The organism is Acinetobacter sp. GW821-FHT01C12 (assembly GCF_059422625.1).
Genome location: NZ_JBWKXD010000009.1, coordinates 88,455 through 109,234, shown reverse-complemented (window position 1 = coordinate 109,234; position 20,780 = coordinate 88,455). Strand labels below are relative to the sequence as shown.

Sequence of the window (20,780 nt, the reverse complement as noted above, 5' to 3'; positions counted from 1 at the left end):
GCTGTATAAATACTGCTCTATTTTAATCAAAATTTAATTGCATTAACACCAAATCACGCCACTTCCCAAATTTTTGTCCGACTTGTGGCATGTAACCTGTTTGTTTAAATCCGAGTTGTTGGTGTAGATAAATCGAACCAGTATTTTCATGGTCAATTGCAGCAACCATAACATGGATATTGTGCTGTTGAGCATGTTCAATCAATTTCAGCATTAAGCGTTTGCCGAGCCCTTGTCGAGTAAATTCTGGGTCGATATAAACAGAGTGCTCAACTGTATATAGATAACCGTTGATTGCTCTAAAGCTTGCATAATCGGCATAGCCTGCAATGGCATGAGTCGCTGTTTCTTCAGCAACAAAAAGTGGAAATTGCTGTTGTTGTAATTCTAGAAACCACTGTTGGTAATCTGCGAAAGTCTTTAATTGGCTGTTCCATGTTGCTAAACCTGTTGCAATTTCATGATTATAAATACGCATAATCTCAGTTAGGTCAGAAGCTTGAGCGGGGCGGATCTGAAAATTCATGGATACAGGTCAATGGAAAATTGATAGGGGTATTCTAAAAAGAATTATTTTTAAGGGCAATAAAAAAAGCAAAACCGAAGTTTTGCTTTCTAATCAATGGATTTAGCTCAGTCTTAGAAATGATACTTGATTAAAGCACTGACATTATTTTCATCTTTGCCTGGAACGCCATATTTGTTGTGCCATACAGAGTGTTCAACACCAAGATATAGACGCGTATCTGGAGAAATGTGTTTACCCGCATTCCATTTCCATTGTGTCGTCCAGTTCAACTCGCTTGAGTGAGCGACTTGATCTTTTTCTGCAGTTGACCAATCAAGGAAGCCATCTACAAGGAATTCTTCAGATGCAATTTTAAATGGAATTCCATAAGTAAATGTCAATTGATAGTCATCTTCTTGGATTTCATTATTGGCACGGTAGAAATTTAATTGCGCATATTGAAAGTAAGGAATGGCTAAATCAACACCAACACCGTATAGGTAGTTGTTCATGTCTTTACCACCTTCCCAAGTGGTCGCGATTAATACGTCTTTAATTGGGCCTAATTCAAGTTTTTTCCCAGAAACAGCACCTAAGCTAAGACGTGGAGAAACCTCAAAATAAGTATCCGACTGACCATCACTGTTGGTACGGTCAGCAAAAGCAAAGAAATCACCGTATTTAAGTTTTGCAGCATACTCAAAAGTGATAGTAGATTGTTTCTCATCTGGTGTTAATTCATAGTTTTCACCATAAAGACCAGTAATACTAAAATCTTGCCAAACAGGCGCAGCTTGAGCCAAAGTTGCAGTTGAAGCGATTGCGCAGATAGCCGCAATTTTTGTAAGTTTCATGAATTCTTCCTTTCCCCCAAGAAAAGCGCTTCAAGAATACAGATTCTTAAATAAAAATAAAGCGAAAATTAGATGGAATGAAAATAAATATGTAAACATCAAGAGGTGAAATGTTTTAAAACGTGAGTCGCATATTTAAAGCAAAGATTTAAAATTTATACCGATTAAAAGCTTAAGAATTAAACATAGTTGATGTTTTTAGTCAGAATTAGTCATTAAAAAATCAATTAAATCATTTAATTATAAAGTAACGTAACAAGATGTCATTTTTCATATTCTTTTCATAAAAAAGTTAAAAATCTACTTGCATATTTTCCAATATGGCCTGATATTGAATGTATAAGAACACCTATCTGCAGATCGTTAAAAGTGTTCATCTTTGCAATAGAGGAGTTACGGTTCCAATTTATTGTAGGTGAAAAGCTGTCTTATACAGCAGGCGCAAAGTGTGCCGTAAATATAAGTTTTGCACTCGTTTTTTGATTAGAAAGAGGATGTTTTTTATGAATATAGAAATCCGTACAGATAAAAATATTAGAAATAGTGATCGTTTAATTACTTACGTACGCGATGAGCTAAATCAAGAATTCCAACGTCATAGCGAACGTATTACCCAGTTTTCAGTTCATATCAGTGATGAGAACGGTGACAAAGGTGGGGCGGATGATATCCAGTGTATGATTGAGGTCAAAGCAGCGGGTTTGAAGCCAGTCGTGGTAAAACATCGAGCGAAAAACATTGATCTTTCATTACACGGTGCGATAGATCGCGTAAAGCGTAGCCTAGAGCACGTATTAGAGAAAATTGAAAATCCACGTGGTGGAAAACTAGAACTTGCTGATGCAGATGAAGCATGATCTGATAAAAAGCCCTTCGGGGCTTTTTTATGGTCTTCAATTTTATTGTTCTAAAAGAGTTATGGATTGTCTTCTTTGTCATAAATGAACAATAAATGCCATTTATAAAATAAAAGCGATACGATTAAAATTTTTCAAAGCTATTTTAAAAATATTCGTCATAATGTTGTATAGGAATAGAATAGTGAGATCAAAATGTTATCAGCACAACAACAAGTCTTTATACAGGCTTTAGAAGATTTAGACCTTGCTCAAGTTAAACGTTTGCTTGCAGATGGATTTGATCCAAACTTTATGGAACCTGAAAAAGGTCCAGCTGTTTCGATTTGGTCAGATGGATTGTTTAAATGGTGGGAAAAAATTTGTGATGCTTATGAAGCGGGCGAACCTTTAACAGCAGAACAAAAAGCGCAAGATTTACAACCACATTTAGATATTTTGGATGCATTAATAAATGCCAAAGCAAACTTTTATTTGTGGGACGCTGAAGAGTGCTATGGTCCACTGTGGGATGCAGCAAGCGCAGCTTGTGTACCTGCAATTGACAAGCTTTTAGATCATAAGGTTGATCCGAATACCAAAGATGAAGAAGGTAAGACCATTTTATCTTCGATCAGTGATTTGTTCTTTGATTGTGAATTTGATCAAATAGATTGGTCTCAGGCTTTACCTGAAGAGAAAGAATCTTTAGAGTTACTACGTAGTCGTGGTGCGAAAATGTCCAAAGAATTATCGTAAATTTTGAGTCTTGATATGGCAATTTTAAATAGAATCACATTAGCCCTTGCTTCGAGTCTAAGTATAAGCGCAATGGCAGCAGAATTTTCTTTTGATCGTCCTGGAACAGGTTTCGGAACAGGAATCACGCCAGTGGGTCAATTGGCTTGGGAGCAAGGTCTTCCAAGTGCGACCTATACAGAAACTAAAGTAGATGGCGCAAAAGCAAAAACTGTAACCCTCAATGGCGATATGCTGCTCCGTACTGGTTTAACCTCAAGTATGGAATTACAGTTAGGCTGGCAGGGTCCAGCTTGGACACAAACCAAATACAAAGGCATGAAAGAGGATGACTCTGGCTTAGGTGATGTTTCTATTGGGATTAAAAAAGCCATCGACTTAAAAGATGATAAATTATCTATGGCGATTTTGGCTCAAGCCTTGATTGCAACGGGCAATGATGGTTTTAGTGAAGAAGATGATATTTATAGCATCGGCACATCATTAGCTTACCAGTATAACGATTTGGTCAATACTGGAATCACCATGAACTATGCTGTGCAAGATGGGCATTGGTCAGTGACCGCTGTACCAACTGTTGGTTATAAAATTGCAGGTAATCTTTCAGGGTTCTCTGAGTTTGTTTATTCAAAAACAGAAAGCCAAGACTATAAGTATGGTCTAGGCTCTGGTTTGATCTATGCGGTCAATGAACGTACCCAACTTGATGGAAGTGTTGGTGTCGATTTGGAAGGGCGAGATCGTAGTTATAAAGCTGGTTTAGGTGTGGCATTCTTATTCTAACCAATTCAGTCTGATACATCATCAAGGAGTAGTTGATCTACTCCTTGATTTGTTTTAAAAGCGAGCATTTTTGAAATGCTTTTAGAACAGTCTTATCTTGTGTATGCTGAGTTCAAAATAAGTAATAAATACAGGAGTATTAGAATGTTAGAACTGTTTATTGGTGATAAAAATTATTCGACGTGGTCGATGCGACCTTGGTTAGTAATTCAGCATTTCAACATTCCATTTACAGAGCATCTTATTCCTTTCGATCACTTTGATATCGATAGCCAATTTAAACAAAGTATTTTAAAAATAAACCCAACTGGCAAAGTCCCAGCCTTAGTGGACGATGGCTTTTTAATTTGGGATTCTTTGGCGATTTGTGAATATCTGGCAGAAAAGTTTCCTGAAAAACACTTGTGGCCTCAAGATGTAAAACAACGTGCACGTGCAAGATCGATGTCCGCTGAAATGCACAGTAGTTTTATGGCCTTGCGTAGTTGTTGTGATATGAATTTAGATGCTGATTTAAAGCATATTGGTGCACAGCTTTGGCAGGAAAATTTAAAACTACAGCACGATGTAAAGCGGATTGAACAATTATGGTCGGAGCGACCACACCCTGACAGTTTTTTATGTGGTGATGAATTTACGATTGTCGATGCTTTTTATGCGCCAGTTGTGATGCGTTTCATCGGTTATGGTATTGCCGTATCAGCGAGCAGTCAGCGTTATATCGACAAGATATTAGCGGTCCCTGCTATACAACAATGGATAGCAGAAGCCCATGCAGAATTTCGATTTGTAGCGTGTGAAGAACAATATCGTAGCCAAGTTTAATCTATTGAATACCGCTTAAGCTATTTCATTGATTTGAGCATGATAGAGCTGCACTTGATTGCGCCCGGATTGTTTGGCCCGATATAGCGCTTTGTCTGCGAGATGAATAATTTTGTTGATATTGTCTTCGTCATTCGAGGTGGCAATGCCAAAACTGGCGGTCAGCTGAACATAATGATGATCAAGCGATTCAAGCACTTGGTTTTGAATCGCCAATCGGCAGCGTTCAGCAAGTGCTTGAGCAATGTTTAAAGAAGTTTCAGGCAAGGCAATAATAAATTCTTCACCGCCATAACGAGCCACAATATCTGACTGACGAATGTGAGATGATAATAATTTGGCAACTTGACACAATGCTTCATCACCAAAATGATGTCCATATAAATCATTGATTTCTTTGAAATGATCAATATCAATTAAGATAATGGCGTAGTGGGTTTGCTTATTTTGGATATCATCAAGCTTTTCATTAAAAAAACGACGATTATATAAATTGGTCAGTGGATCCGTTTCACTGAGTTTTTTAATTAATGATTCTCTATAGCGCCACTGAGATAGCAAAATTTCACATAAAATCAAACATACAATTAAAATAGGGACAATAAAATACAACATCGTTCCCACCCAGAAGGTATTGTCATGCCGATTATTTTCCAACATATGTTCATTAAAAATTGGAGCGTATGGAATGATGCGCCAATAGGTACAGAACATCATTGCAATATAGAACAGCAGGGCAGTACTAATTTGCAGATAAATAATTTTTCTATTGAATAAGATTAAACCCACACCAGAAATACACACGAATGCAAAAACAGTAGCTGGACTATAGATACCGACAAGAAAGCCATCAGCAAGCATTAAGATAATAAAAATACTGATGACGATATGGGGGAGGATGGTATTTGCCCATTTTTTATTCTGAAACAAATAACAAAATGCGATCAGGAAAAAAAGCAGTAGAGTGGAGCCAGCGTTGACCACAAGTTGTGAACGAATCAAGGAAATATTGACCCATTGCCAAGTTTCTGGATTGAATAAAATAAAAACTTTCCAAGCAATCCATGATAAATGAAGGGCAACAGTCAGGAACAGAATCAAGATACATTTATGTAAACTGCTCCAATTCATAATGATATTTGAATCTAATTGTTGTTTCAGCTTTTGCCAGTAATGATTAAGTCCTATATTCGATACCTTCATTCATAATTATTCCAGGGTTTTTCAGTTTGCTATTCATTAAGTACTGATTAATAATTTTTTAAATTATAGTGATTAAAATTTATTAAAACAAAGAATTGTTATCATTTATTTGTTAATGAAAGAATATTTTATTATTAATATAAAATAAATAGTAGTGTAATTTTTTTTAAATATACAGATGTTTTAAGATAAAACACCTGTACCCGTATAACAAGCTTTGCGATTGGTTTTCGCAATATATAACGCTTGGTCTGCTTGCTGTAATACCACATTACTCATGCTGTCATGTTTAGAAACAGACGCGCCACAACTTGTTTGAAGTGGAATGACTTTGTTATTGATCTTTAAATCATAATGATTCATTAAAAGTGATAGACGATCTGCGATATGATGAGCTTGATCTTGAGTAACATCACTGAGAATTAAAATAAATTCAGATTCGCTATAACGACCAACAAGATCTGTTTCACGGATATTTTTTAATAACTCTTGGGCGATTGCGGCTAAAGCCTTATGTGCGATTTTTGGATTGTATTTATTCTTGATTTCACACCAGTTATCCACACTGAGTAAAACGATACCAAAATTTGATTCAGTCTGAGGATGTAACTCTTTTAAATAGGTATTAATTGCAAACTGATTATAAATACCTGTATGTGGGTCGATTTCCAGATTATTGCTGAGTTGGTTTTTATGGATTAATTTGGCAATAAAAGAATGTTTCAATACTTGATTGAATAAGGAATGAATTTTACGTCGTTTTTCTGAATAAATTTTATTACGCATAATCTAATCCATCCACACTTGGATTTTTATTGTTGATACTTAGAATGTAGCAACTTATTGGCTTAAATTCAAACTAAAGTTGAAGTAAATACTTGAAGGATATATACATAATTTTAAAAAGTGTGATTAACTTTGTAGTATAGGTTAAGAGTCTATTCGGACTGGGAAAACCCCCTAAAAATAAATCTGACAAGAAATATAGTTCCAATGAATTGTATAATTATTATTCTAGTGAATGCTCATTTTGTTTAAATGGATGATTTTATTTTTAAAGGTGAACAACAGTTTGGCTTTTAAAGCACTTGTTGTTCACCATTTGGTCAATATTGGGATTAATCTTTATCAATTTTATGAGCGAATTCAGCAATATCTGCTAAAGATTGTTTGGCTTCATCAAACCACGGGCTAAACATTTGGAAATTATGCCACATTCCCGTATACAGCTTGTAATTGACTTGCACGCCTGCAGCTTTGGCTTTTTCTTCGAAACGTTGCGCATCTGACAACAGAATCTCTTTAGAGCCAATTTGAACTAAAGTCGGTGGCAGCCCTGCAAAATCTCCAAATATAGGCGAAAGTGGGGGTAAAGAACGATCCATGTTTTTTGGTACGTAAAAATCAATGCCAGATTCAAGTGCTTCGATTGACAGTAAAGCATCATGCTTCTGATTATAGCGTAGAGATTCACCTGTTAAAGTCAGGTCTAAGAAAGGTGACATCAGGATTAAGGCGCTTGGGAGTTGTTGTTTATTTTCTTGTTTGATGCGTAGAGCGAGTGCCAAAGCCAGATTCGCTCCACAAGAATCACCTGACACAATAATGTCTTTCGCTTGCACACCTTGATCTAAAAGTTGCTGATAAATATCATAAATTGCATCACCTGCTTCAGGAAATTTGCTTTCAGGTGCGAGCGGGTAATCGACATGTAAAACTTGCATTTGTGTACGTGCAGCAACTTCAGATAAAAACGCGCGATGGGTTTTGATTGAACCGACAAAAAATGCTCCACCATGAATATGGAAAATCATTTGGGTTGCATGCGCTTGCGGTTTAATTTCTTCTGCCCGAATCCCAGCTATGCGCAAAGAACGAATCTGTACATCTTTACGTTGTGGAAAAACACGTGCAAGTTGTTCTATTCCAAAACGTGCAGTTGCAGGGGGAAGATTGAAACGACTGGGAAATTTGAAGCTAGATTTAAGAATAGATTCTGTAAGATATTGTTTCAGAGCTGAGTTAATCTTCATGTTCCTTCCATATTGTTAAACTTTTGACTTTATTTTTGTTGATTTATCAACATTTGTTACAAGGGTACACTATATAGTCACATTCAAGAATTGCTAAATCGACGTAAATTTTTGATACTATAAAGTGTCAATTAGACTAGGGAAAACAAAACAATGAAAAAAATTGTACTTGCATTAGGCTTATTATCAGCAACAGTTCTTGCAAATGCTGCGGATCCACTCAATGGAACAGTTTGGAAAACAATTGATGATACAACGAAACAGCCCAAAGCAATTGTGAAATTCACTGAACAAAAAAATGGAACATTGACGGCAACGATTCAAAGTATTTTAACGCCAGGTGAAGAAAACTCTTGTACCAAATGTGAAGGTCCTTACCACAATAAATCATTGAAAGGTGTGACGATTGTCAATGGTTTAAAAAATGTTGGTGGTAAAAACTATGACAATGGTACGATTCTAGATCCTAAAAATGGCAAGACCTATAAGCTCAAAGGTGAACTTGCTGGTAACCAGTTAAAGTTACGTGGTTATATGGGTATTTCTGCTTTAGGTCGCAACCAAACTTGGGTGCGTGCAAACTAAGCACATTGATTCACCACAACAAAAAGCCTGAACTATCGATCAGGCTTTTTGTTGCTCGATTATTTTTATGCTGTAAGTTTTAAAGCTTTAATTTTATCTTCATCAAAACCAATTACATATTGGCCATTTTGATCAATCACGGGGCGTTTGATTAAACTAGTGTGTGTGGTTAGCGCTTGAATCAGTGCTTGTTCACTCGATAAGGCCAGTTGTTGTTCTTGTTCACTGAGTTTTTTCCACGTTGTACCTTTTTTATTGAGTACAAGATCTTGCCCAATATGATCGAGCCATTGTTTAACCGTCTCTGCATCTATGCCTTGTTTTTTATAATCATGAAACTCATAACTCAAGCCAAGTTCAGTCAGTAAATCAAAAGCTTTTTTCATGGAGTTACAATTTTTGATTCCATAAATTTTCAACATGTCTTAACCTAATATTCAATTGTTTGATTTGACAGAAAGAGTAGCAAAATTGCCAATATGTACAGTATAAGAATAGATAAAATATTTTAAAAGGCATGATTGCTGTCATCAGAATTTAACAATTTGCGCTTAATATTTTATTGAAGCGAGCAGCAGACTGGCTGATTAAATGATTTAAATTTTAAAAATAAAAAAAAGAGAAAACCCGCATCTAATCATCCTGATTATGCGGGTCTCATTACAACGTCCAATGTCACATCCTTGAAAAATAAATATTAAAAATACTTATTTCCTTTTCTTCCTACGGCGTCCTATCCTTTTGCTGTCATCCTGACAATGTCCCTGTGCCGTGCGTGTATAATGCGCTTGTTGATATGAAGAAAATATAAGATAACACGACAAAATTTGTAAGTTATTGCCTTGTAATCAGTGAACACTTGTTCACAAAATTGCTCAATTTTTATTTAAAAATTGAGCATAGGGCTGTTTAAATTTGATAATCAATAATCACAGGGGCATGGTCGCTATACCATTCATCTTTATAGACCCAGGCATTGACTGTGCGATCCTTCCAGTCAGGTGAGCATGCTTGATAATCAATTCGCCAACCGACATTTTTAGCGCGCGCTTGTCCACGATTCGACCACCAAGAATACAGTTCAGCTTCTTTACGTACTTCACGAAATGTATCGACATAGCCCAGTTCGTCATAAATATGATCTAACCAAGCACGTTCATGCGGTAAACAACCTGAAGATTTTTGGTTGCCTGACCAGTTTTTAATATCAATTCGTTTATGCACAATATTGTAATCGCCACATACAATGATTGACTTATCTTCATCACGCCATTGTTTTAAAATTTTTCGATATTCTTCTAAGAAGTGATCTTTACGGGCTTGTGCTTCATCACCTGATGAACCTGAAGGTAAATACAGCGAGCAGATATGCACAGGTTTGGCTAAACCGACATCAAATTCCGCGCTAATAAAACGACCTTGGCTATCGGCAAGTTCAAAACCCAAACCATTCTGGATCGATTTAAACGGCAAGCGACTGTAAATCGCTGTACCTGCATAGCCTGATTTTTCCGCAGGGAACAAATGGGTAAACCAACCTTCGGGTTTAAATTTATCGGTCCATTGTTCATGCGTAATACGGCTTTCTTGGATACAGATCACGTCGGCATCTGACTTTTCCATCCATTCAAGTAGGCCTTTAGTGACGGATGAACGTAAGCCATTTACGTTAATTGAGACAACTCTTAAAATTTTTTGATCACTTGGATAGCTACTCTTTGGTATCATGCGCAGTCATAACCTCAATGTATGAATTTTGGAGCACCTCATGTCAACGCCAGCTCAGTTTAACCCGCAAGCTTTTATCGAACTCGCATTATCACGTGGTGTGCTTAAATTTGGTGAGTTTACTTTAAAATCGGGCCGTGTGAGCCCTTATTTTTTTAATGCAGGTTTACTCAACGATGGTGAAGCATTATCGCTTTTAGCTCAAGGTTATGCAGATAAATTAACACAATGTAACAACGTTGAAGTGATCTTTGGGCCTGCATATAAAGGAATTCCTTTTGTTGCAGCAACAGCTGTGGCTTTGTCACAAGTACATGGTGTAAGTGTGCCTTGGGGCTTTAACCGTAAAGAAGCCAAAGACCATGGTGAAGGCGGTGTATTGGTCGGTGCTTCAGTAGAAGGTAAAAAAGTCTGGATTATTGATGATGTGATTACTGCGGGTACCGCAATTCGTGAAGTTGTCACAATTCTTAAAAACGCAGGTGCGACAATTGCAGGCGTATTGGTTGCGCTAGATCGTCAAGAAAAAGGGCAAGGTCAATTGTCTGCCATCCAAGAAGTTCAACAAGAACTTGAGATTCCAGTGCATGCTTTAATTAGCATGAAAGACTTAATGGATTATCTAGATGCTAAAGGCGAGCAAGATGCTTTAGCAAAAATGGAAGCTTACCGTGTGAAATATGGTATATAAGTTAAAAAAAAGGATAAGATAAGGAGCATAAGCTCCTTATTTTTATGGACTATAAAGGATTAGGTGCCATTTTAAATGTTCATTCTATTGATAATCGTCGTGGTTGCTGTACTTGGCATTATGCTGGTCAAACATATCGACCAACGACGTTGGCAACGTTACCAATTTGAGCGGGATATGTTTTTTCGGCAATATCCATTTCAATGGAAAGGTTTAGAACAGTTTGAGCTGGTTTTAAATATCAACGTGCACGCCCAAAAAAAATTAATCAATGAATTGATGTTAAGAGCATCTGAGAACAGTTATATCAAGAAATCACGTATTCAACGTGAACCTGAATGTTCGAGACAGCAATACTCGATTAAAGTCATGATTCAAGATTTAACCATTGGTCACTTAGAAAAGAAATATGCAGACTTATTGGGAGAAAGTTTAGATCAAACCGATTTTGAAATTGGTCGTCCAATAGAGCTGGATGCCGAAATCATTGTGTTTGAAAAAGATGATATCGAGTTGGGCTGTCGTGTCAAACTGGCCTTACCGCGTGATCCACGGACTGCACATCAATACTTGATAGAAAATAGCCAACAACAATTTCAAGAAAAATAAGCTTAATCAACATGCGAATTGAGCAAGTAGATACTTTGCTCAATCTGTTTTTGGTCTTGCAAGGTGCGGACAATTCGATGGGTTTTAGAATCCTCAACAATAAATTTGAGTGTATATTCCTTTAAATGCTGCTGAGCGACCAAGGTGGCGACCAGTTGGTCATGTTGTCTGAAAATTTGAATCTGTAGTACCTGATCTAAACAATTTTGAAACTGTAAGTCCTTATAGCCATACACCACAGTTGCATCACTGCCTAAGGGGGTAAAGCGTTCATGTTCTTGGTAAATATCAATCGAATGTGAATGTCGTTCTATGATGGTTAAACCCGCTTTTAACGCATTCATATAGAGCAAACAAGAAATTTGACAGATCCCACCACCCAGATCTTCTGAAATTTTTCCATTGACCAGATTACGTCCTGTTTTATAGCCATTGTTTAACGTCGGGGCTGTTACCAAATGCCAAAATGAAAAGATTTGATTTGGCTCAATGACCAAACCGTTTAAGGCCTCAATCGCAAGATCAATGTTATGGGTTTTATTTTCAAAATAATGATTTATCTTGATACTTTGTTGGGTTGAAATTTGCTGGTCTGCTTGCCACAGTGCTTGATGTTTTAAGGCAAACGGTAGCTTCGAGAAAAGGTGTTCACGACAATACCTGCGTAATAACTGATAAAGCAGTTTCCATGATTTGGGTAAATATTGCCGCATATTCCACCTGCTTATTCTAATTGTTTACTGACGGTTGTTTTTCTAAAACGACAACCAAGTATGATGCATATTCTTTTAAAAATGAACGGCACATCAAGCTGTCTAGGCTTCTAAACAGTGGGCGTAAAATCGTTGGAATACGATGGATAGGGAAAAATAAAAAGCCCTGACTTTCAACCAGCTTCCATTGAGGGCCAAGCAGCTTTTCAATCTCTGCCAATGTCATTTGATGAGCAGCATGCCAGCTTTGTTGTTGATGCTTTACAGCTTGTCGACGTTTGGCAGAGGGGAAATCAAAAATAAGCTTGCCATTGGTTTTTAATTTTTGATGCGCCTCATTCAGAAACTGTTCTGTGGTTGTATGGTCTTGATGCATGATCACATGAAAGCTATAAATGACATCGAGCTGATGGTTTTCGATTGGAATTTCAGTCAGAGAGCCTTCAAGCAAGATTTTATGCGGATATTTTTCTCTAGCGACTTTCAGCATTTCAGGGCTGAAATCTACACCGTAATCGGCATAATCGAGTAAACGACCTGTACCACAACCGATATCCATACAATGTGTAGGTGCTGTTTTACTGAGAATACGCTTGAGAAAAGCACGCTCTTGTTGGTCTAAATATTGCCCATAACTGTTGTTAAAACGGTTGTTATCGTAGTCGTGCGCAAGTTTGTTATAGTAATTTTTAATCTCTGATGAGTCGTTTTGATCTAGCATAGTGATCACGCATTAATTATCTGTTTTGCCATTGATGTGCTTGTACTTACTGGGCTGATGTTATATCTATGCGGTAGGGCATAAATTTTTTATACCTTCTACTTTTTGATAGGTATAGGTTAAGGCATAATTTTCAAGAAAGGTCTGTTCTAATACCAACTGATCTTTTTTTAATGCTTTGATGACGAGCGTTTGGTTTGCTGCTTCATCTGGGTAAAGCAAATAGATGCTGTTATTTTTAATTTTGTATTTTGAAACCTCAGGTGGTTCTGGCGAACTGACGGTTTTATTTTTAAAGTCACACTCAAAAGGATATAAGGTAGCGGTGTCTTTGCCATCAAAATAAGCGACATTGGCAATTCCATTGTTCAAAGGCAACATCGCCCAATAACCTTGTAATAAATCATTTTTTTGCGCAAATGTATTTGATGCAATAAATAAAATAGAACACGCAATATAAATATTTTTTTTCAACATGTTATATATCCCACTATTGTTTTATTCGTCGAAAATATTGATTTAGAGTCAATCCTACTCCGAATATTATTTTATTTGAAGGCTCATTTCTGGGTTATTTCACAAGCCTTACACTCTAACGGCATGCCTATTTTTTCCTGCCGTCCTTGCTCTGTCAACACCCACGGACGATTCTGCCAAGGTGGAAGATGCCGCACATGTTGTTGATGCCCACACGCAAGTTCAGCAACATAATGTTGCTCCTCATCCAAATGAAATCCCACAATGGCTTGTTGCATTTCGATCATCATATTCACAATAATTGCTAAGAGTTTAGCGAAATTTCGAAAAAGTACACCAGATTCTCCGCTATACTGCATTCAATCCAAAATTTTATAAGAGCATCAATATGCGCGTACTTGTTGTGATGGATCCCATCGAAAGTGTAAACCTGAAAAAAGACTCAACAATGGCAATGTTATGGGCGGCTGCACGTCGAGGGCATGAGTTAGGCTATGCATTACAACAAGATTTATATATTGACCAAGGCAAAGCATTTGGTTTGATTTCACCGCTTCAGGTTTTTGAAGATTATGATCACTACTATGAGTTAGGTGAAAAAGCCAAAGAGTCACTTGCTGCTTATGATGTGGTGTTGATGCGTAAAGATCCGCCTTTTGACATGAACTTTGTTTATACCACTTATATTTTGGAACAGGCAGAGCGTGAAGGGGTGTGGATTATTAACAAACCACAAAGTTTGCGTGACTGTAATGAAAAATTGTTTGCGACCCAATTTCCAGATCTACAAGTACCCACTTTAGTGACTTCACAACAAAGTTTGATTCGTGAGTTCTTAAAAGAACATGGTGACGTTATTGTTAAGCCACTGGATGGTATGGGTGGAATGGGGATCTTCCGTTTATATCAAGATGGGGTCAATATTGGTTCAACCATTGAAATTTTAACTGAAAATGGCACACAACCGATTATGGCACAACGTTATATCCCTGAAATTGTGGATGGTGATAAACGTATTTTGATGATTAATGGTGAGCCTGTACCTTATTGCTTGGCTCGTATTCCTCAAAATGGTGAAGTGCGAGGGAATTTGGCAGCAGGTGGTTTGGGTGAAGCTCGTCCATTGACTGAAAATGACAAAGCCATCGCCGCCAAAGTTGGACCATTCTTAAAAGCCAAGGGTTTGGTTTTTGTCGGATTAGATGTGATTGGAAATTATGTCACTGAAATCAATGTCACCAGTCCAACCTGTATCCGTGAAATTGATGATCAATTTGGTACTTCAATTGCAGATGATTTGTTTAATGTACTAGAAGCTGGTCAGTCAGTTTAATTTAAGCTGGATAATGCATTTTAAATCTCAACTAAAAAATAGAGTCGTTCATGGCTCTATTTTTTTGCTGTCGATTGGCTATAAAAATGATAAATCATCGAGAAATATAAAAAAATAACGTTTAATTCCACTTTTTTTAACGGATTAATGATAAAAGTAGTTTAAACTTTCAAATCAGTAGAAAAAAACAATGAAAGGCTTGGTGAAAAAAAGTAAATGAACTTTTCCCCATAGCGGATTGTGATTACAATTGGTTGTTTAAGATATTCGTTAAATATTTATTTTTGCATTGAAGAATTAGACCGTGACCGAACCCCAGCAAAGCACACCGAAACACATCATGATGATGGCGGCAGGTACAGGTGGACATGTATTCCCTGCACTGGCAGTTGCAAAAGAATTGCAACAACAAGGCAGCCAAGTGTCTTGGTTGGCGACTCCGACAGGTATGGAAAATCGACTTTTAAAACAACATGATATTCCAATCTATCACATTGACATTCAAGGTGTACGTGGCAACGGTATTGTACGTAAATTAGCGGCACCCTTTAAAATTTTAAAAGCAACCTTGAGCGCAATGCGCTATATGAAACAGCTCAATGTCGATGCAGTGGCTGGTTTTGGCGGTTATGTTGCGGGTCCGGGTGGTTTGGCTGCACGTCTGTTGGGTATTCCTGTGATTATTCACGAACAAAATGCAGTGGCAGGCTTTACCAATACCCAGCTTTCAAGAATTGCTAAAAAAGTCTGCGAAGCATTTCCAGATACTTTTCCGAAAAGTGAAAAAATTGTGATGACAGGTAATCCTGTACGGTCAGAAATTACCGCAATTTATAATCCTTCTTTTCGTTATAAAGAACGCGAAAATGCGGCTGAACCCTTACATGTTTTAATTGTTGGCGGTTCTTTGGGTGCGCAAGCCCTGAATGAATGTGTACCTCAAGCCTTAAAACAATTTGATGTTCCATTAAAAGTGTTTCATCAATGCGGGCAAAATAAGCAAGAGACCACACAGGCTCTATATGCGGATGCACCTGCAAATATACAGGTTGAGGTTCAGCAATTTATTGAAGATATGGCACTGGCCTATAGCAACGCAGATTTAATTATTTGTCGTGCAGGTGCCTTAACAGTCACTGAAGTGGCGACGGCTGGTGTGGCGGCTGTATTTGTGCCATTACCAAGTGCGGTGGATGATCACCAAACTGCCAATGCACGATTTTTGGAGAAAACAGGTGCGGCGAAAATCTGTCCGCAACAGAGCATGACTCCAGATTCGTTAAAGGATTTACTAACACCGTTGATGAACCGCCAATTACTGATGGAAATGGCGGTAAAAGCTCGTCAACAAGCTCAACCAGATGCAACACAACGTGTGGTTGGTTTAATTCAAGATTTGTAAGTTAGAGTTGATTATGTCTCCAACAAGCCCTGCTGATAAAGCAAAAAACCTAATTAAAATTCCAGAGATGCGCCGTATTAAACATATCCATTTTGTGGGTATTGGTGGCGCTGGGATGTGTGGTATTGCAGAAGTATTGAAAAACCAAGGCTATAAGGTTTCTGGTTCTGACATTAAGGCATCAAAAACAACGGTTCAACTTGAAGAAAACGGCATTAAAGTTTTTATTGGACATACGGCAGACAATATCAAAGGTGCAAATGTACTGGTTGTTTCTACTGCAATTGACCCTGAAAATTTAGAAGTAAAAGCAGCAATTGAAAATCGTATACCCGTAGTTCGTCGTGCAGAAATGTTGGGTGAATTGATGCGTTATCGTCATGGTATCGCCGTTGCAGGAACTCATGGTAAAACCACCACAACCAGTTTAGTGACCTGCATGTTGGCAGAAGAAAACATGGATCCAACTTATGTGATCGGTGGTCTGTTAAACCGTACCGGTGTTAATGCTGCGTTGGGTGCTAGTCGTTTTATTGTCGCAGAAGCAGACGAATCAGATGCATCATTTTTACATCTTGAGCCTATGGCGGCCATTGTTACCAATATTGATGCAGATCATATGGATACCTATGGCGGTAGTTTTGATGTACTTAAAGACACCTTTATCAAATTCTTACAGAAAATGCCGTTCTATGGCTTGGCTGTAGTGTGTGGTGATGATGCCAATATTCGTGAAATCATGCCACGTATTGGTCGTCCAGTATTGACCTATGGTTTTAATGAAGACAATGACATTCGAGCAATTGATGTTGAACAAGTCGGTATGCAGTCAAGCTTTACTGTATTACGTAAAGGTCGTGAGCCATTACGTTTAACCATTAATCTTCCAGGTTTACATAATATTCTAAACGCACTGGCTGCGATTGGTATTGCAACAGATGAAGGTGTGTCTGATGCTGCGATTGCACGTGCCTTAGAAAGCTTTAGTGGTGTAGGTCGTCGTTTCCAAGTTCAAGGTGAGTTTGAATTGGATGAAGGTACAGTAAAACTTGTAGATGATTATGGGCATCACCCGAAAGAAGTTGAAGCGACCATTAAAGCTGCACGTGCCAGCCATCCAGATCGTCGCTTGGTGATGATGTTTCAGCCACACCGTTATAGTCGTACTCGTGACTGTTTTGATGATTTTGTAGATGTGTTGTCACAAGTCGATCAATTGTTGTTGTTAGAAGTATATCCTGCAGGTGAGAAACCGATTGTTGGTGCAGATAGTCGTTCATTAGCTCGGAGTATTCGCCTGCGTGGTGAAGTTGAGCCGATCTTGATTGACCCAGTGGAAGGCAATTTGCAGAACGCGATACAAAAAGTGTTACAAGCGAATGACTTGTTATTAACACAAGGTGCAGGTAACGTGGGAGCAATTTCTGTAGAATTGGCTCAAAACCAACTGTATTTAAAATAATTGATTTGGCTTTGTTTAAATTTGGATTTGAATAAAGCCTCGAAATTAAATTGACTAACTTATAAGTTTAAGGATTTAAACGTGTCAAATGCTTCTAAATTCGGCAAAGTAGCGGTGTTGCTTGGTGGGAAATCTGCTGAGCGTGAGGTGTCATTAGATAGTGGTAAAGCTGTTTTAGAAGCATTATTACGTTCGGGTGTGAATGCGGAAGGCTTCGATCCTCAAGAACGTAGCGTGACGGAACTTGTGGGCTATGATCGCGCATTTATTGTATTGCATGGTCGTGGTGGTGAAGATGGTCAAATCCAAGGCGCGTTAGAATGGATGAATGTACCGTATACAGGTACAGGGGTTCAGGGTTCAGCGATTGGGATGGACAAAGTTAAAACCAAACAAATCTGGCAAGGTTCAGATTTACCGACTGCACCGTATCGTATTATTTCCAAAGATTCTGATTTAACTGAAGTGATTGAAAGCCTTGGCTTACCATTAATCATTAAGCCTGTACATGAAGGTTCTAGTGTTGGTATGAGCAAGGTTGAAAAAGCTGAAGACCTTGCTGCTGCAATTGAAAAGGCCACAGTACATGATGCTGTGGTGATGGCTGAAAAATGGATCACGGGGCGTGAATATACCATTTCTTTCCTCAATGGTTTGCCATTACCCGTGATTCGTTTGCAACCACCTGCTGATGTTGCATTCTATGACTATGAAGCAAAATATAACCGTAATGACGTGGAATATGGTATTCCATGTGGTTTAAGCGAGTCACAAGAAAAGAACTTACAAGAATTGTGTTTACGTGCTTTCCAAGCAGTCGGTGCCAGTGGTTGGGGACGGATTGATGCGATGTTAGATGAACAAGGTCATTTCTGGTTGTTAGAAGTGAATACAGTGCCTGGCATGACCAGTCACTCGCTTGTACCTAAAGCCGCAAAAGCTGTAGGTTATAGCTTTGATGAATTGTGTGTTGCGATTTTAGCGCAAACGCTCACGGAACAAGCACACTAAGTTTATGGCTCAACTTCCTGCTTCGATGCGTCGCAAACGTGCGGCAATTACATCAATACACGATAAGCCGCCAACACGTCAGGAAAAGCTTCTCAACGTGGGAAGCTGGTTGCTTATGGTCATTGCTATTGCTGTGCTATTTGCAGGAATCTATGGTCTGTATAAAGTGATTACCGATGCTCGGGTGGCCACACTTCAAGTGGTAGGCACCACTTCATCGGTAGAGTCACAAGCGATTACACAACATTTGGCACCTGTTGTTAAAAATAATTATTTCACCTCGGATTTAGAACAGATTCGAGATAAAGCACTAGAAGTATCATGGGTGGATCGTGTTGTGGTTTCACGGGCATGGCCAAATGGTATTCGCGTGCGGATTATGCCGCGTCATGCAATCGCACGTTGGGGAACCGGGCGATTACTGAGTGATGCTGGAGATGTCTATACAGAAGCGGTGGCGAAGAATTATTCAAACTTGCCATTGCTTCATGGGCCGCTCAGCCAATCCAAAGTGATGATGCGTCGCTATAATGAAATTAATCAATTATTTCACCCAGTCAACTTACGTTTAAAAGAGCTTTATCTCACTGAACGTATGACTTGGTTTATGCAGTTTGATTCGGGACTACGGGTGATCGTAGATCAAGATCAAACCATGAGTAAGCTACAACGTTTAAGTCACTTGGCTCAAACTGATTTGAAACCCGCTTGGTCGAATATTTCCGCCATTGATTTGCGCTACCGAAATGGTTTGGCAATTCAATGGAGAAATTCTATTTCACCAAAGATTGTGAATGGTCAATTTGTTGTAACCAGTAATGACATAAGCGTTGCAGGTGGGATGGTTGCACAGCCATAATACGTGGCTTGAAAAAGAGGCATATAGCCAAACATAAACAATGAAGATAATGGTAGCAAAGTGATGAATGAAGCTGTTCCCTCAGTTGTTGCAATTGACATTGGGACACATAAAGTTTCAGTACTGATTGGTAAAGTACATGCCCCTGATAATATTCAGGTTATTGGCATGGCAAGCGCACGCAATAAAGGAATGAATAAAGGCAAAATTGTGAGCCTTGATAAAGTCACAAATGCAATTAAACAAGCGGTTCAAGAAGCTGAAGATATGGCTGAGTGTCGTATTCATTCAGCTTGGGTTTCAATTCCAAGCACCGAATTACAAAGCCATTATGCAATTGGTCGTACGCCGATTTCAAATTCAGAACATACCATTACGACAACTGAAGTGGTGCGTGCATTAGAGCTTGCTAAAGCCAGTCATATGACAGCCGATCATTACTTAGCAAGTGCAGTGCCTTTAGGTTTTGAGCTGGATGATTCAAGTGAGTGGGTACAGAATCCAATCAATTTATCTGCCAATAGTATGACAGCCCATTATCAATTGATGATGATGCCAATCAGTACTATGCAGAACTTGGATCGTGCAATGAAAGGCGCCAATATTTCGGTTGAAAAAATGGTGGTGTCTTGTTTAGCAACTGCAGAAGGCAGTTTGCTGAAAGATGAAAAGGAATATGGCGTTTGTTTGCTCGATATTGGTGCTGGAACGACCAATATTGCAGTTTATATTGAAGGGCATTTGGCATTAGCCCACACCATTCAATGTGGTGGTGAAAATGTCACCCGTGATATTGCCACTGTATTGCAAACTACAACCGAAGAAGCTGAACGGATTAAGTTACTGCATGGTTGTGTCGACATTCACCAAGTGAAACCGGATCATATGATTCAGTTTGAGGCAATTGATGGCCCACAAACCATTAGTCGTATTGAGTTGACTGAAATTATTATCGCACGCTATGAAGATATCTTAGGTAAAGTACGATACGAATTAGAACAACGTAGTGCACTACAAAGTTTGTATCATGGTGTAGTACTGACAGGTGATGTTTGCCAGATCGAAGGCATGGTGACATTGGCTCGTCGTATGCTGGGTATCTCTGCACACTTAGGCAATCCACCGTTACAAGTGGTGACCGATGATCAGAATTTACCATCTTTACGTCGTTCAATGTATGCTACAGCAGCAGGGTTACTTTTGTTTAGTCAAAGTGACATGCAAGAGGCGATTGAAGAACCTGAAGTTCAAGGTGGAAGACCATTCTTTGATCGGATTGTGAATGGTTGGAATGCCTTAAATAACAAATTAAAAGGTATTTTTTAGGTGTGGTTTTTTGGGGAATATTGTTAGGAAGTTGTAAGTGTTCTGTCCAATACTTGACAAGC

The 20,780-nt window shown here is 38.4% G+C and carries 24 protein-coding genes; 13 read left to right on the top strand and 11 right to left on the bottom strand.

Annotation, left to right across the window (positions count from 1 at the left end; all coding sequences use genetic code 11):
• Nucleotides 1-22 precede the first annotated feature (22 nt).
• Together AC07WY_RS17305 and AC07WY_RS17300 are read right to left on the bottom strand one after the other, a co-directional pair.
• Nucleotides 23-526, bottom strand: a complete 504-nt coding sequence (locus AC07WY_RS17305; RefSeq protein ID WP_096732573.1) for a GNAT family N-acetyltransferase — start codon at nucleotides 524-526, stop codon at nucleotides 23-25.
• 113 nt (nucleotides 527-639) lie between these two features.
• Nucleotides 640-1,362, bottom strand: a complete 723-nt coding sequence (locus AC07WY_RS17300; RefSeq protein ID WP_262084810.1) for an outer membrane protein OmpK — start codon at nucleotides 1,360-1,362, stop codon at nucleotides 640-642.
• A 503-nt stretch (nucleotides 1,363-1,865) separates the two neighbouring features.
• On the opposite strand from AC07WY_RS17300, the gene AC07WY_RS17295 reads away from it, so the two are divergent.
• The 4 genes from AC07WY_RS17295 (at nucleotide 1,866) to AC07WY_RS17280 (ending at nucleotide 4,565) form a co-directional block, all read left to right on the top strand.
• The gene (locus AC07WY_RS17295) at nucleotides 1,866-2,219 is read left to right on the top strand and encodes an HPF/RaiA family ribosome-associated protein (protein ID WP_004718651.1); all 354 of its coding nucleotides are present in this window, start codon (nucleotides 1,866-1,868) and stop codon (nucleotides 2,217-2,219) included.
• Between the two features lie 195 nt (nucleotides 2,220-2,414).
• A complete protein-coding gene (locus AC07WY_RS17290; RefSeq protein WP_262084811.1) occupies nucleotides 2,415-2,957 on the top strand; it encodes an ankyrin repeat domain-containing protein in 543 nt (180 codons plus the stop codon).
• A gap of 15 nt (nucleotides 2,958-2,972) precedes the next feature.
• Nucleotides 2,973-3,740 (top strand): transporter, encoded by a 768-nt coding sequence (locus AC07WY_RS17285; protein ID WP_004818363.1) that lies wholly within the window; start codon nucleotides 2,973-2,975, stop codon nucleotides 3,738-3,740.
• A gap of 144 nt (nucleotides 3,741-3,884) precedes the next feature.
• Nucleotides 3,885-4,565 carry a glutathione S-transferase family protein gene (locus AC07WY_RS17280; protein WP_494736815.1) on the top strand — a complete coding sequence of 227 codons (681 nt, stop codon included), beginning with the start codon at nucleotides 3,885-3,887 and terminating at the stop codon, nucleotides 4,563-4,565.
• Between the two features lie 15 nt (nucleotides 4,566-4,580).
• Here the strand turns inward: AC07WY_RS17280 and AC07WY_RS17275 are convergent, their stop codons facing one another.
• The 3 genes from AC07WY_RS17275 to AC07WY_RS17265 all read right to left on the bottom strand — a co-directional run bounded on the left by AC07WY_RS17275 (nucleotide 4,581) and on the right by AC07WY_RS17265 (nucleotide 7,801).
• Nucleotides 4,581-5,768, bottom strand: a complete 1,188-nt coding sequence (locus AC07WY_RS17275; protein WP_494736814.1) for a GGDEF domain-containing protein — start codon at nucleotides 5,766-5,768, stop codon at nucleotides 4,581-4,583.
• A 183-nt stretch (nucleotides 5,769-5,951) separates the two neighbouring features.
• Nucleotides 5,952-6,554 carry a GGDEF domain-containing protein gene (locus AC07WY_RS17270; protein ID WP_494736813.1) on the bottom strand — a complete coding sequence of 201 codons (603 nt, stop codon included), beginning with the start codon at nucleotides 6,552-6,554 and terminating at the stop codon, nucleotides 5,952-5,954.
• A gap of 332 nt (nucleotides 6,555-6,886) precedes the next feature.
• Nucleotides 6,887-7,801, bottom strand: a complete 915-nt coding sequence (locus tag AC07WY_RS17265; protein WP_004818371.1) for an alpha/beta hydrolase — start codon at nucleotides 7,799-7,801, stop codon at nucleotides 6,887-6,889.
• A 153-nt stretch (nucleotides 7,802-7,954) separates the two neighbouring features.
• On the opposite strand from AC07WY_RS17265, the gene AC07WY_RS17260 reads away from it, so the two are divergent.
• The gene (locus AC07WY_RS17260) at nucleotides 7,955-8,386 is read left to right on the top strand and encodes a DUF2147 domain-containing protein (protein WP_096732585.1); all 432 of its coding nucleotides are present in this window, start codon (nucleotides 7,955-7,957) and stop codon (nucleotides 8,384-8,386) included.
• 65 nt (nucleotides 8,387-8,451) lie between these two features.
• Here AC07WY_RS17260 and AC07WY_RS17255 read toward each other — a convergent pair whose 3' ends face one another.
• Together AC07WY_RS17255 and AC07WY_RS17250 are read right to left on the bottom strand one after the other, a co-directional pair.
• Entirely contained in the window at nucleotides 8,452-8,808 is a 357-nt protein-coding gene (locus tag AC07WY_RS17255) for a Spx/MgsR family RNA polymerase-binding regulatory protein (protein ID WP_034611235.1), read from the bottom strand.
• Nucleotides 8,809-9,295: 487 nt separating this feature from the next.
• Nucleotides 9,296-10,114 carry an exodeoxyribonuclease III gene (locus AC07WY_RS17250; protein WP_004818376.1) on the bottom strand — a complete coding sequence of 273 codons (819 nt, stop codon included), beginning with the start codon at nucleotides 10,112-10,114 and terminating at the stop codon, nucleotides 9,296-9,298.
• A 40-nt stretch (nucleotides 10,115-10,154) separates the two neighbouring features.
• On the opposite strand from AC07WY_RS17250, the gene pyrE reads away from it, so the two are divergent.
• Nucleotides 10,155-10,805 carry an orotate phosphoribosyltransferase gene (pyrE, locus tag AC07WY_RS17245; RefSeq protein ID WP_004718641.1) on the top strand — a complete coding sequence of 217 codons (651 nt, stop codon included), beginning with the start codon at nucleotides 10,155-10,157 and terminating at the stop codon, nucleotides 10,803-10,805.
• Between the two features lie 75 nt (nucleotides 10,806-10,880).
• On the top strand, nucleotides 10,881-11,414 hold the full coding sequence (locus AC07WY_RS17240) for a hypothetical protein (RefSeq protein WP_004718640.1): 534 nt from the start codon (nucleotides 10,881-10,883) through the stop codon (nucleotides 11,412-11,414).
• Between the two features lie 2 nt (nucleotides 11,415-11,416).
• On the opposite strand, the gene AC07WY_RS17235 is transcribed toward AC07WY_RS17240, so the two are convergent.
• From AC07WY_RS17235 to AC07WY_RS17220, 4 genes are all read right to left on the bottom strand, one after another.
• Nucleotides 11,417-12,127 (bottom strand): VanW family protein, encoded by a 711-nt coding sequence (locus AC07WY_RS17235; RefSeq protein ID WP_494736812.1) that lies wholly within the window; start codon nucleotides 12,125-12,127, stop codon nucleotides 11,417-11,419.
• Nucleotides 12,128-12,143: 16 nt separating this feature from the next.
• Entirely contained in the window at nucleotides 12,144-12,848 is a 705-nt protein-coding gene (locus tag AC07WY_RS17230) for a class I SAM-dependent methyltransferase (RefSeq protein WP_494736811.1), read from the bottom strand.
• A 66-nt stretch (nucleotides 12,849-12,914) separates the two neighbouring features.
• Nucleotides 12,915-13,325: a hypothetical protein gene (locus tag AC07WY_RS17225; RefSeq protein WP_262084819.1), complete on the bottom strand. Its 411-nt coding sequence runs from the start codon at nucleotides 13,323-13,325 to the stop codon at nucleotides 12,915-12,917.
• An 83-nt stretch (nucleotides 13,326-13,408) separates the two neighbouring features.
• A complete protein-coding gene (locus AC07WY_RS17220) occupies nucleotides 13,409-13,603 on the bottom strand; it encodes a DUF3565 domain-containing protein (protein ID WP_315972850.1) in 195 nt (64 codons plus the stop codon).
• A gap of 110 nt (nucleotides 13,604-13,713) precedes the next feature.
• On the opposite strand from AC07WY_RS17220, the gene gshB reads away from it, so the two are divergent.
• The 6 genes from gshB to ftsA all read left to right on the top strand — a co-directional run bounded on the left by gshB (nucleotide 13,714) and on the right by ftsA (nucleotide 20,718).
• Complete coding sequence (gene gshB / locus AC07WY_RS17215) at nucleotides 13,714-14,658, top strand: glutathione synthase (protein ID WP_209828440.1); 945 nt, start codon at nucleotides 13,714-13,716, stop codon at nucleotides 14,656-14,658.
• A 304-nt stretch (nucleotides 14,659-14,962) separates the two neighbouring features.
• Entirely contained in the window at nucleotides 14,963-16,060 is a 1,098-nt protein-coding gene (murG, locus tag AC07WY_RS17210) for an undecaprenyldiphospho-muramoylpentapeptide beta-N-acetylglucosaminyltransferase (RefSeq protein WP_262084822.1), read from the top strand.
• 13 nt (nucleotides 16,061-16,073) lie between these two features.
• Nucleotides 16,074-17,522, top strand: a complete 1,449-nt coding sequence (murC, locus tag AC07WY_RS17205; protein WP_004818388.1) for a UDP-N-acetylmuramate--L-alanine ligase — start codon at nucleotides 16,074-16,076, stop codon at nucleotides 17,520-17,522.
• A gap of 81 nt (nucleotides 17,523-17,603) precedes the next feature.
• A complete protein-coding gene (locus AC07WY_RS17200) occupies nucleotides 17,604-18,533 on the top strand; it encodes a D-alanine--D-alanine ligase (RefSeq protein ID WP_224964557.1) in 930 nt (309 codons plus the stop codon).
• Between the two features lie 4 nt (nucleotides 18,534-18,537).
• Complete coding sequence (locus tag AC07WY_RS17195) at nucleotides 18,538-19,392, top strand: cell division protein FtsQ/DivIB (protein WP_004818392.1); 855 nt, start codon at nucleotides 18,538-18,540, stop codon at nucleotides 19,390-19,392.
• A 63-nt stretch (nucleotides 19,393-19,455) separates the two neighbouring features.
• Nucleotides 19,456-20,718, top strand: a complete 1,263-nt coding sequence (gene ftsA, locus AC07WY_RS17190) for a cell division protein FtsA (RefSeq protein ID WP_004718623.1) — start codon at nucleotides 19,456-19,458, stop codon at nucleotides 20,716-20,718.
• Nucleotides 20,719-20,780: the final 62 nt, after the last annotated feature.